Genomic DNA, 11,022 nt, shown 5'->3' with positions numbered 1-11,022 from the left:
CGCCCCCGCGTCCGATTTCCGCCAGCCGCATCCCACCCTCTCGGCGCACACTGGGTCTCGTGATGGACGAAGAGACCAGGTACGAAGCCGTTCGTAGTCGGGACGCCCGGTTCGACGGGGCGTTCTTCTTCGGGGTCGCGACCACCGGGATCTACTGCCGGCCCAGTTGCCCGGCCGTCACGCCGAAGCGGCGGAACGTGCGGTTCTTCCGGACCGCCGCCGCCGCGCAGGGCTCCGGGTTCCGGGCCTGCCGGCGGTGCCGGCCGGACGCCGTGCCCGGGTCCGCCGACTGGGACGTCCGCGCCGACGTGGTCGGCCGGGCCATGCGGCTGATCCGGGACGGCGTCGTCGACCGCGAGGGCGTCGCCGGCCTCGCGACCCGGCTCGGGTACAGCGCCCGGCAGGTCCAGCGCCAGCTCACCGCCGAGCTGGGCGCCGGACCGGTCGCCCTCGCCCGCGCCCAGCGGGCGCACACCGCACGCGTGCTGTTGCAGACCACCACCCTGCCGATCACCGAGATCGCCTTCGCGGCCGGGTTCGCCAGCGTGCGCCAGTTCAACGACACGATCCGCGAGATCTACGCCCTCACCCCGAGCGCACTGCGCGCCGCCGCGCCGAAGACCCAGCGGGCCATCGGCACCCCCACCGCCGGGATCCCGCTCCGGCTCGCCCACCGGGGCCCGTACCACGCCGCCTCCGTCTTCGACCTGCTGGCGCACGAGGCCGTGCCCGGCGTCGAGGCGGTCACCGGCCCGCCCGGCGCCCGCACCTACCGACGCACCCTGCGCCTCCCCCACGGCACCGGCATCGCCGCCGTCGGCGAGCGCACCGGCAGCTCCGGCACGGCCACCCACCCCGGCGGCTGGCTGGACGCCCTGCTGCACCTCACCGACCAGCGCGATCTCACCACCGCCGTGCAACGCCTGCGCCGCCTGTTCGACCTCGACGCCGACCCGTACGCCGTCGACACCCGGCTAGGCGCCGACCAACGGCTCGCCCCCCTCGTCGCCGCCCGGCCGGGCCTGCGCTCACCCGGCGCCGCCGACCCCGAGGAACTGGCGATACGCGCCCTGGCGGGCCCCTCCGGCGCCCAGGAACTCGTCCAGCGGTACGGCAAGACGCTCGACGCGCCCTGCGGCAGCCTCACCCACCTCTTCCCCGAGCCCGGCGTCCTCGCCGCCGCCGAGCCCGGCTCCACCCTCGGCGCGCTCACCACCGCCCTCGCCGACGGCACCGTACGCCTCGATCCCGGCGCCGACCGGGACGGCGCCGAAGCGGCGCTGCGCGCACTGCCCGGCCTGGACGCGGCCGTCATCGCCGCGATCCGTACCCGCGCCCTCGGCGACCCCGACGTGGCGCCACCCGGCGCCGACACCCCCGACAGCTGGCGCCCCTGGCGCTCGTACGCGGTACGGCACCTGCGCACCGCAGGAGAGTTGGAGTGATGACCATGAGCACCCCCGTCACCCCCGTCCACTACACGCACCTCGACAGCCCCCTCGGGCGACTGCTGCTGACCGCCGGCCCGGACGGGACCCTCACCTCGCTGTCCGTCCCCGGCCAGAAGGGCGGGCGCACCCTGGGCGAGGGCTGGACCCATGACCCCGCGCTGTTCCGCGCGGCCGAGGAGCAGCTCGCCGCCTACTTCGCCGGCGAGCTGAAGGAATTCCGGCTCCCGCTGCGCACGCCCGGCACCCCCTTCCGCGAGCAGGTCTGGCACGCGCTCGACACCGTGCCGTACGGGGCGACGACGACGTACGGCGAGATCGCGGCCCGCGTCGGCGCCTCCCGGGCCGCCGTACGCGCCGTCGGCGGCGCCGTGGGCGCCAACCCGCTGCTCGTCGTCCGCCCCTGCCACCGCGTGATCGGCGCCGACGGCTCCCTCACGGGCTACGCGGGCGGCCTGGACCGCAAGCTGCGGCTGCTGGAGCTGGAGGGGTCCGTCTACTGAGGCGGCCGCACCGTCCCTCCGCCGTCCGTCCGCCCCGGCATCCGCTCCGCCGACGCGGCCCGCCACGCAGGCGCGGTGAAGGGACCGGCGAAGTACTGCGTCTCGTGCACCACCAGCCGGCCGGCGAACTCCATGACGCTCACCGAGTACGACGGCACCCCGTCGTAGGTGATGACACACTCGCTCACCCACAGCCGGGCATGTCCGGTGATCCGCCGGACGGTGAAATGCCGGTCGGCCCGATGCCCGCCGCGTTGCGCCGAGATCGCCGCCCGGCCCCGGAACCGCTCGCCCGACTGCGGGTAGTCCAGAATCGCGTCCGTCGCGTAGATCGCGTGCTCGGCTTCGGTGTCCGCGCGTTCCGAGGCCCGCCAGTGCTCCTCGATCGCGGCCCTGGTCCGCGAGTCCGTATCCATGTCCGCCTGGTCACACCCTTCCCACAAAGACCCCCACACCAGCTCAGATCACCCCCAGATCACCGCCCCCACCCACGCCCCGAGAATCAGCAGACAGGCGAACAGCTCCGTCAGCACGCTGGAGCCCCCCGACCGCATCGCCGAGCGCAGGGCGGCCATCGCCTCGCCATGGCGGCCCAGACGCAGACGCTCGGAGAGATAGATCCCGCCCAGGAAGCCGGGGATCGCCCCCACCACCGGGATCAGCACGAAGCCGAGAAACGCCCCCACCCCGGCGTACACCGCCATCCGGGGCGTCGCCCCCGACTCGCTCAGCCGTCTCGGCGGCAGCGCCCACCGCACCACCTGGGCGAGCAGCAGCACCACCGTCGCCCCGACCAGCACCCCCCAGGCCACCGGCGCCGGATTCTTCAGCGCCCACCACAGAATCGCGGCCCAGACCAGCCACGACCCCGGTACCCCGGGCACCAGCACTCCGCACAGGCCGAGCAGCAGCACGAAGCCGACCAGGAGGAGTTCCCAGACTCCCATCTGCCAAGAGTGCCGGAGCCGCGCCGAGCGCGCAGGTCAGCGAACCGGCCCAGCGCGAAAGCGCACGTCACCGCTCCCGCGCCACCCAGCCCCGTTCATACGCGTGCCAGCCCAGCTGGAGCCGGGTCGACACCCCCGTCAGCTCCATCAGCCGCTTCACCCGGCGCTGCACGGTCCGCAGCCCCAGCTCCAGCTGCTTGGCCACGCTCGCGTCCGTCAGCCCGGCCAGCAGCAGGGACAGGATCTCCAGATCCGTGGCATCCGGCTCGTCCGGGCCCTGCTCGATCACCCCCGCCGCACCCAGCCGCAACGGCAGCGCGTCCCGCCACACCGACTCGAACAGCCCCGACAGCAGCTCCAGCAGCCCGCTCGCGTGCACCACCAGCGCGGCGGGCTCCGTGGTGTGCGAGGTCAGCGGCACGAGCGCGAGCGAACCGTCGGCGACCACCAGCTTCGTCGGCACCCGGTCCACCACCCGCACCTGCTCGTCCCGGCCCAGCGCCGCCGTCAGTTCCGTGATCCCGTCCGGCAGATCCAGCACCGCGCGCTCCACCACCACCCGGTAACGCACCCCCCGCCCGGTGGCCTGTTCCTCCGCGTCGTTCTCCATCCCCTTCACCGCGACCGGGTTCCCGGTCACCAGCGCGCACACCTCGTCACTCGCCCCGAGCTGCAACTGGAGGAACCGCTGCGCGACCGCCGCCGCCCCGCTCACCACCTCGACCAGATCGTGCACGGCCGGTTCGGCCGCCGCCGCCCGGTACTCCTCCGCCAGCAGCGCCGCCGCCAGCTCCGCCTGCTCCAACTCGTGCCGCCGCTGGGTGAGCAGCGCGCCGAGCGCGACACCGGGCGGGGCCGCCACCCACCGGCCGGGCCGCGACGAGGACTGCGCGGCCAGCCCCCGCGCCTGGAGCCGGCGCAACGCGTGCTCGGTGTCCCGCTCGCCCAGCGCGAGGCGCCGGGCCAGATCGGGCACATCGGCCGCACCCACCACCACCAACGTCCGGTACGCCGACTCGTGTGTCTCGTCCAGCCCTATCGCCGCCAGCATCAGGCGCCGCCCCTCCCGCAAGTACGACCTCGTCAGACGGGTTCCCGGCTGTGGCGGAAACTGGCCACGGCGCAAACCCGCCTCGGCACATCATCGCCGTACGGCCGGTCACTCTGCCAAGGTGGGGCCACGGCGACATACGTCACCGGCCGCCGTCAAGCGGGCCTTTTCGGCCGAATCGACGCGCGCCCGGGTGCCGTACGCCCCCCGGCTGTCGTCGGGCGGTTCTCCCGTGGGGGGTGGAGCCGCCCGACGGCCTTTCACGCGGCCCACCGCGCGCCCGACTCCCGGGCCGGTGACGCCCGTTCGGCCAGGCGTCCGACCGACCGTTCGACGCGCACGAGTACGTCATATTTTCCGCATGCCCCGTTTTCCTGACGCCCGCGCGGTGGACAATTAGGGGCATGAGCCAACTGGGGGGAAGTTCCACCGGTCACGAGGACGACTGGTGGAGACAGCTGTACGACGCCGACGCCACCGAGGACACCGGCCCCACGTCCGCCGCCGACTCCCTCGACGACCGCTTCGCCTCGGCATCGGGAGCCGTGACTGTGGGGTCCGAGGGGCCCTCCGCCCCCGTACCGCCGCCCGTACCGCCTGTACTGCCCGTACCGCCGGTACCGCCCGCGCCGCCACGACCGCCGGCACCATCCGCCCCGCCCGCCCCGCCTGCCCCTCCCGTTCCGCCCGCGCCCCCTACCCCCCGCCCCACCGGCCTCGTCCGCCAACGCGCCCCCTGGGAACCGCCCCTCCCCACCACCGGCCCGTCCACCTTCCCGCCACCGCCACCGCCACCGCCACCACCCCCACCCTCGCCACCGGCCACCCCAGAACCCCACCACCCCCCGGAATCCACCGCACCCCACCCCTCCCACCCCCCTCACCCCTCCCACCCCGCCGTCGCCTACATAGGCACCGGCCCCCCCACCTACGACCCCGACCCCACCGCGCTCCCCCTCGCCGACCCCGACGACCTCGCCGATCTGGTGGCCGACACGGTGCTGGACGGGGCCCGTTACGGGGTCTGCACCCTGCGGGCGGCGTCCGTGCGCGGGGACTCGGCCCGTTACCGGGGCGAGCCGCGCCGGGACGCGTTGCTCACCGCGCGGTTCGGCGCCGGGGCGGACGCGCTGGTGCTGGTGGCGATGGCCAGCGGCGCGCGGGCCACCCCGGCGGCGCACCGGGCGGCGGCCGAGGCGTGCCAGTGGATAGCGCGGGCGGTCGGCCGCAGCCACACGCGACTGGCGCAGGACATCCGGGCCGGGCGGCGTGGGGATCTGAAGTCCGGCCTGCACCGCCTCACCGACCGCAGCCTCGGCAAACTCCGGGCCGGCGCCGCCGATCGCGGCCTGAGACCGGAGGAGTACGCGGCGACCCTGCGCTGTCTGCTGCTCACCGCCGACCCCGCCTGCCGTACCCGTATCTTCTTCGGCGTCGGCGCGGGCGGTCTCTTCCGGCTCCGCGACGGGGCGTGGCAGGACATCGAGCCGCAGATCACGGATGTCCCCGGGGAGCCGCTGATGAGCTTCGGGTCGCTGCCCGCCGAGACCCCCGAGGGCGACCGGCTCACCATGGACCTGGGCATTCCCGCCCCGCCCAGCCCCTACGAACCCGCCCCCGGGCCGCCCCGCGAGCCCTTCCGGTTCCGGGCGTCGGTGGCCCGCCCGGGTGACACCCTCCTGATGTGCACGCACGGCCTCGCCGAACCGCTGCGCGGGGAGCCGGAGCTGAGCGCACATCTGACCGGCCGCTGGTCCGGCGCCGCCCCGCCCGGCCTCGCCGCGTTCCTCGCCGACACCCAGGTCCGGGTCAAGGGCTACGCGGACGACCGGACCGCCGCGGCCGTGTGGGAGGCGTAACCGCGTTCGATGTGAATTCATGGACCCGAGGGATCCGATCCACGCAGACCGGGGGGATCCGATCCACGCACACCGCAGATCGCACACCGCAGACCACACACCGCAGACCGGAGACACCGGGGAGAACGAAGGGGCACCACCTCATGGCCAAGCAGAACGTCGCCGAGCAATTTGTCGACATCCTCGCCCGTGCCGGAGTCAAGCGGCTCTACGGCGTCGTCGGCGACAGCCTCAACCCCGTCGTCGACGCCGTCCGCCGCAACTCCGCCATCGACTGGGTGCACGTGCGCCACGAGGAGACCGCCGCTTTCGCCGCCGGGGCCGAGGCGCAGATCACCGGACAGCTCACCGCCTGCGCGGGCTCCTGCGGCCCCGGCAATCTGCATCTCATCAACGGCCTGTACGACGCCCACCGCTCGATGGCGCCCGTCCTCGCCCTCGCCTCGCACATCCCGTCCGCCGAGATCGGGCTCGGTTACTTCCAGGAGACCCACCCGGACCGGCTGTTCCAGGAGTGCAGCCACTACAGCGAGATGATCTCCCACCCGAAGCAGATGCCCAGGGTGCTCCAGACCGCCATCCAGCACGCGGTCGGGCAGAGCGGCGTCAGCGTGATCACCCTGCCCGGAGACATCGCCGACCACCCCGCCCCCGACAAGCCCGTCGAGACCGCCCTGGTCACCTCCCGGCCCACGATCCGCCCCGGCGACACCGAGATCGACAAGCTGGTCGACCTCATCGACCGCGCCGAGCGGGTCACCCTCTTCTGCGGCAGCGGCACGGCCGGCGCGCACGCCGAGGTGATGGAGTTCGCGGAGAAGGTCAAGTCCCCGGTCGGCCACGCCCTGCGCGGCAAGGAGTGGATCCAGTACGACAACAAGTTCGACGTCGGCATGAGCGGGCTGCTCGGCTACGGCGCCGCCTACGAGGCCACCCACGAGTGCGATCTGCTGATCCTGCTCGGCACGGACTTCCCGTACAACGCCTTCCTCCCGGACGATGTGACGATCGCCCAGGTCGATGTCCGCCCCGAGCGCCTAGGCCGCCGCTCCAAGCTGGACCTCGCCGTGTGGGGCGATGTGAAGGAGACCCTGCGCTGTCTGATCCCGCGCGTGAAGCCGAAGGAGAACCGCCGCTTCCTCGACAAGATGCTGAAGAAGCACGCGGACGCCCTGGAGGGCGTGATCAAGGCGTACACCCGCAAGGTCGAGAAGCACATCCCGATCCATCCGGAGTACGTGGCCTCCGTCCTGGACGACCTCGCCGCCGACGACGCGGTGTTCACCGTGGACACCGGGATGTGCAACGTCTGGGCCGCCCGCTACATCTCGCCCAACGGCCGCCGCCGGATCATCGGCTCCTTCTCCCACGGCTCGATGGCGAACGCGCTGCCCATGGCGATCGGCGCCCAGTTCACCGACCGCGACCGCCAGGTCGTGTCGATGTCCGGCGACGGCGGCTTCACGATGCTGATGGGCGACTTCCTCACCCTGGTCCAGCACGACCTCCCGGTGAAGGTCGTCCTCTTCAACAACTCCTCCCTCGGCATGGTCGAGCTGGAGATGCTGGTCGCCGGTCTCCCGTCGTACGGCACCTCCAACCAGAACCCCGACTTCGCCGCCGTCGCCCGCGCCTGCGGCGCCTACGGCGTGCGCGTGGAGAAGCCCAAGGATCTAGCGGGCGCGCTCAAGGCCGCCTTCAAGCACAAGGGCCCCGCGCTGGTCGATGTCGTCACCGACCCCAACGCCCTGTCCATCCCGCCGAAGATCAGCGCCGAGATGGTCACCGGCTTCGCCCTGTCCGCGTCGAAGATCGTGCTGGACGGCGGGGTCGGCCGGATGGTCCAAGTGGCCCGCTCCAACCTGCGCAACGTCCCGCGCCCCTGACCGACCCTCACGACGTGTAGGGGGCCCAGCCGCGGTTCTCGTAGTCGTACGCGTACCGGTCGAGCCCCGCCACCGCGCTGGTCCGGAACGGCCGGCCGCCGTCGTCGATCCGGACCGTGCCGGTACGGCCCTGCGAGGACCAGTCCAGCTCCAGATACCAGTCGCAGGCGCACCCCGCCGTACGGGCCGTCACCTCCAGCACCTCCGGATCGGTGCTGGAGACCTGGTACGGCATCCGCACCGCGGGCAGTTCCCGGTCCGGGTCGGCGCCGGGCACCGAGCGGGCGATCGGCCGGTCCATGTCCAGGTCCACATCGAAGAAGCGCGGCGTGACCGACCCACCGCACCCCTGGTCCATCGCGTACGAACTCCCCTGGACCGGCGCCGCCCGCCCCACCACCCGCACCCGCAGCGCCTCCAGCACCACGGCCGTCGCCGACCGCCCCTGCACGGTGATCCGTACGTTCGTGTCCTTCCCGTGCACCGCGCCCTGCGCCGTCGCCCAGGCCCGGGCGTCCTGCGCGACCGGGGGCGGCGGCACCTGCGCGGGCGGCCGGTCGATCACATAGTCGTGCCCGCAGCCCAGCGCCCAGGCGTGCGAATCGGCGCTCCAGGTGAGCGGGACGCCGGTGGGCACGGTGGCCCGCGGGGTCGGTGGGTCCGTCTTCGGGAGCGGCCCGTCCGGCGTACCGCCCTTGGCCGGCGGCTCGCGCGGCGGGGTCGTGGACGGGGCGGGGGAGGAGCGTACGGGGGAGGGGCTGCCCGTCGTGCCCGTGGGCGAGGGCACCCCGGTCGCCCGCTCCGGCGTTCCGGTCACCGTCCCGGACCCGGGCGCCGCATCGACCACCTTCGCCCGCTCACCGGCGGGCAGCGCGGAGAGCGTCCCGAGCGTCGCCAGCAGCGCGGCGCAGACGGCGGCGGCGATGGCCGTACGACGGCGGCGGTACCAGGGGGTGGTGGGGCGGCCGGTGATGTCCGGAGCCCGCTTCCCTTCCTCACCCTGACCGGCGTCGGCCTCCTGCTCCCTTTGCTCCTCCTGCGCCCCTTGCTCCTCCTGTTCCCTCTGCTCCTCCTGCCCTGTTTGTTCCTCCGCCGTCTCCTGCCCCGCGTCCTCGGTGGCCTCGCGCAGGGCGGCGTCCCCGGTCGCGGGGGTCCGCGCCCGCTGCCGGGCCGCCACCGCCAGCAGCCACACCCGGTGCAGCTCGTGCCGCTCCGGTGCCGACGCCCCGCACAGCGCCGCGAACCGCTCCACCGGGGCGAAGTCCACCGGCACCGCGTCACCGGCGCAGTAGCGGTGCAGGGTGGAGGTGTTCATGTGCAGGCGCCGGGCCAGCGAACCGTAGCTGCGGTCCGTCCGTTCCTTCAGCTGCCGCAGCAGCGCCGCGAACCGCTCGACATCGTCGTGCTGTGCCGACACCGTTCTCCCGGGTTCCTGTGAGCTGGTGGACAGGGGCCAGGCGGCCCGGGACGGCATCCCAGGCACCTCATGTACCTGCACGTCAGCGGGGCTGGGATGGTTCCAGGGCGGCGAATCGTTGCGCCCGCCCGCTGGGATTGCCGATGCTCTTGGTGCCGGCCGGGGAGACCCGCGAACGGGACCCGGTCACGCGTCATCTCTCGCGCCGCAGCGCGACTTCACCACGGGGAGTTCCATGTCCGACCCGATCTCCGACCCGATCCAGGCCCGCCCGGTCCACGCCCGCCGCTTCATGGCGCTCACCGCGCTGTCCGTCGCCGCCTTCACCACCGCCGCCGTGCTCGCCGTCCCGGCCGACGCCGCGCCCGGTCGCGGGCCCGCGTTCCTGTCGGCGTCCCAGCTGCCGCCGCACCCCTTCGCCACGTGGACCGCGGGGAAGGTCACCGACGGTGTCCCGGACGAGCTGCGGCTCTGCCTGGACGACGTGTTCCCGGGCTACGACTCCCGCTACCGCCCGTTCCGGACCGACCTGGACACCAGCGCCCGCCAGCTCACCATCGTCACCGGCACCGCCACCAAGGCGAAGGCGCTCGCGGACCGGATGAACCGGGAGATCCGTGCCTGCGCCCAGCGCATCGAGCAGGCGGACCCGGAGACCGAGGCCACCTACCGGAGCTATGGCTCGCTGCCGGTGGAGGAGGGCGCCCGGGTGCACGGACTGCACACCGCGGCCTCGTGGGGCGCGACCGACATCCGGCTCCTGTCGGTGGGCCGGGACGGCCGGACCGTCACGGTCGTGGACTGGGCGCAGCTCGGCGACTTCTCCGACGCGCCCGTGCGGGCCTTCAAGAAGACGACCACGACCGCGGTCAACAAGCTCTACTGAATCCAGAACGGGGGTCGCCCTGCCGCCACGGGGGTCGGCGGGGCGGCCCCGTCGCCCCGCCGATGGTAGGAACACCCGGGTGTTTCCGGCCAGATTCACGTGCACGCGACGATGTGCCATGGGACCCCCTCAATCCGGGTGTCCGAAACGGCCCGCCCCCTCTTCACCTCCCGCACGCCCCGATGCACGGTCCCGAACCGGCCGACCGGCTGAACTCCTGCGGTCCGGATGCCGAACACCGGCTGTCCGGCATCCGTCCGGACCGCTTTCCCTTCCCGTGAGGATGGCCGAACATCCCGGGCTCGGCGACGGGCCATGAGTGCCCGGTGACCCATTGGGCAAGGATCCTCGTGAACGTGTTCGAGCAGGAGGGGAACCGGGATCGGCACGCGGGCGGGGGTCATGAAGAGGCAAGTACGCGGGGGCGTTCCCACGGCCGTCGGGTCCGGCTCGGTGCATCCGGCGGGGGCAGGGGCTCCGGAGGAAGGGCAGCGGCCACGGCTGCTGCGCCGGCTGGGACGGGCGGATCTGCGGGCGGTGCCCGAGGCCCGCCGGGCGGTGCGGGAACTGCTGCGGACCTGGGAGCGGTCCGAACAGTCGCAGATAGCCGAACTGCTGACGAGCGAGCTGGTCACCAACGCGCTGGTGCACACCGACCGGGACGCGGTGCTGACGGCCGAGGTGAGCCCGCACGGCGTGCGGGTGGAGGTACGGGACTTCGTGGCCCAGCGGCCCCGGCCCCGCGCCCCGGTCCCGCACGAGGGGACGAACGGCCGGGGCCTCGCCCTGGTGGAGTCCCTCGCGGACGCGTGGGGCGTACGGTCGCACGGCGTGGGCAAGTCGGTGTGGTTCGAACTGGGGGCGGAGGCGGCGTAGTACACGGGCACGCAGTACACGGGCGCGTAGACACGAGAACGGGGCGGGGGGGGCACCCGTTGCGGGGGCGCCCCCCCCCCGCGGCACCCCGGGTTAAAAGGCAACCCCGGTAACAGTGCGGGGTTTTTCCGAAAAGGAGTTGCAGGGAC

At 73.5% G+C, this 11,022-nt stretch carries 10 protein-coding genes; 6 read left to right on the top strand and 4 right to left on the bottom strand.

Translation table 11 applies throughout. From position 1 onward, the window contains the following. The first annotated feature begins 62 nt into the window (after positions 1 to 62). Complete coding sequence (locus tag ACFRFC_RS23675; RefSeq protein ID WP_382690648.1) at positions 63 to 1,445, top strand: DNA-3-methyladenine glycosylase 2 family protein; 1,383 nt, start codon at positions 63 to 65, stop codon at positions 1,443 to 1,445. 5 nt (positions 1,446 to 1,450) lie between these two features. Then, positions 1,451 to 1,951, top strand: coding sequence for a methylated-DNA--[protein]-cysteine S-methyltransferase (locus ACFRFC_RS23670; RefSeq protein WP_382690616.1), 501 nt, complete (start codon positions 1,451 to 1,453; stop codon positions 1,949 to 1,951). On the opposite strand, the gene ACFRFC_RS23665 is transcribed toward ACFRFC_RS23670, so the two are convergent. The 3 genes from ACFRFC_RS23665 to ACFRFC_RS23655 all read right to left on the bottom strand — a co-directional run bounded on the left by ACFRFC_RS23665 (position 1,945) and on the right by ACFRFC_RS23655 (position 3,949). Beyond that, on the bottom strand, positions 1,945 to 2,367 hold the full coding sequence (locus ACFRFC_RS23665) for a nuclear transport factor 2 family protein (RefSeq protein WP_382690614.1): 423 nt from the start codon (positions 2,365 to 2,367) through the stop codon (positions 1,945 to 1,947). The genes ACFRFC_RS23670 and ACFRFC_RS23665 overlap by 7 nt on opposite strands. 48 nt (positions 2,368 to 2,415) lie before the next feature. Further along, a complete protein-coding gene (locus tag ACFRFC_RS23660; RefSeq protein ID WP_382690612.1) occupies positions 2,416 to 2,898 on the bottom strand; it encodes a DUF456 domain-containing protein in 483 nt (160 codons plus the stop codon). A 67-nt stretch (positions 2,899 to 2,965) separates the two neighbouring features. Continuing rightward, the gene (locus ACFRFC_RS23655; RefSeq protein ID WP_382690610.1) at positions 2,966 to 3,949 is read right to left on the bottom strand and encodes a helix-turn-helix transcriptional regulator; all 984 of its coding nucleotides are present in this window, start codon (positions 3,947 to 3,949) and stop codon (positions 2,966 to 2,968) included. A gap of 404 nt (positions 3,950 to 4,353) precedes the next feature. Between ACFRFC_RS23655 and ACFRFC_RS23650 the strand changes: the two genes are divergently transcribed. Next, on the top strand, positions 4,354 to 5,808 hold the full coding sequence (locus tag ACFRFC_RS23650; protein ID WP_382690608.1) for a protein phosphatase 2C domain-containing protein: 1,455 nt from the start codon (positions 4,354 to 4,356) through the stop codon (positions 5,806 to 5,808). A gap of 143 nt (positions 5,809 to 5,951) precedes the next feature. Beyond that, entirely contained in the window at positions 5,952 to 7,694 is a 1,743-nt protein-coding gene (locus ACFRFC_RS23645) for a pyruvate dehydrogenase (RefSeq protein ID WP_382690606.1), read from the top strand. 7 nt (positions 7,695 to 7,701) lie between these two features. Here the strand turns inward: ACFRFC_RS23645 and ACFRFC_RS23640 are convergent, their stop codons facing one another. Further along, the gene (locus ACFRFC_RS23640; RefSeq protein ID WP_382690604.1) at positions 7,702 to 9,168 is read right to left on the bottom strand and encodes a helix-turn-helix domain-containing protein; all 1,467 of its coding nucleotides are present in this window, start codon (positions 9,166 to 9,168) and stop codon (positions 7,702 to 7,704) included. A gap of 235 nt (positions 9,169 to 9,403) precedes the next feature. Between ACFRFC_RS23640 and ACFRFC_RS23635 the strand changes: the two genes are divergently transcribed. Then, positions 9,404 to 9,997: a hypothetical protein gene (locus tag ACFRFC_RS23635; RefSeq protein ID WP_382690646.1), complete on the top strand. Its 594-nt coding sequence runs from the start codon at positions 9,404 to 9,406 to the stop codon at positions 9,995 to 9,997. A gap of 402 nt (positions 9,998 to 10,399) precedes the next feature. Then, positions 10,400 to 10,873: an ATP-binding protein gene (locus tag ACFRFC_RS23630; protein WP_382690602.1), complete on the top strand. Its 474-nt coding sequence runs from the start codon at positions 10,400 to 10,402 to the stop codon at positions 10,871 to 10,873. The last annotated feature ends 149 nt before the right edge of the window (positions 10,874 to 11,022 follow it).

This window comes from Streptomyces sp. NPDC056734 (assembly GCF_042790455.1).
In the GTDB taxonomy this organism is placed as follows: domain Bacteria; phylum Actinomycetota; class Actinomycetes; order Streptomycetales; family Streptomycetaceae; genus Streptomyces.
Note: the sequence above shows the minus strand (reverse complement) of the source record. Positions and strands in the feature narration are given on the sequence as shown.

Coding starts and splice junctions, on each gene's coding strand:
- ACFRFC_RS23655 (WP_382690610.1), bottom strand. CDS start 3,949: ATGCTGGCGGCGATAGGGCTGGACGAGACACACGAGTCGGCGTACCGG.
- ACFRFC_RS23640 (WP_382690604.1), bottom strand. CDS start 9,168: ATGCCGTCCCGGGCCGCCTGGCCCCTGTCCACCAGCTCACAGGAACCC.
- ACFRFC_RS23665 (WP_382690614.1), bottom strand. CDS start 2,367: ATGGATACGGACTCGCGGACCAGGGCCGCGATCGAGGAGCACTGGCGG.
- ACFRFC_RS23650 (WP_382690608.1), top strand. CDS start 4,354: ATGAGCCAACTGGGGGGAAGTTCCACCGGTCACGAGGACGACTGGTGG.
- ACFRFC_RS23645 (WP_382690606.1), top strand. CDS start 5,952: ATGGCCAAGCAGAACGTCGCCGAGCAATTTGTCGACATCCTCGCCCGT.
- ACFRFC_RS23660 (WP_382690612.1), bottom strand. CDS start 2,898: ATGGGAGTCTGGGAACTCCTCCTGGTCGGCTTCGTGCTGCTGCTCGGC.
- ACFRFC_RS23675 (WP_382690648.1), top strand. CDS start 63: ATGGACGAAGAGACCAGGTACGAAGCCGTTCGTAGTCGGGACGCCCGG.
- ACFRFC_RS23670 (WP_382690616.1), top strand. CDS start 1,451: ATGAGCACCCCCGTCACCCCCGTCCACTACACGCACCTCGACAGCCCC.
- ACFRFC_RS23635 (WP_382690646.1), top strand. CDS start 9,404: ATGGCGCTCACCGCGCTGTCCGTCGCCGCCTTCACCACCGCCGCCGTG.
- ACFRFC_RS23630 (WP_382690602.1), top strand. CDS start 10,400: ATGAAGAGGCAAGTACGCGGGGGCGTTCCCACGGCCGTCGGGTCCGGC.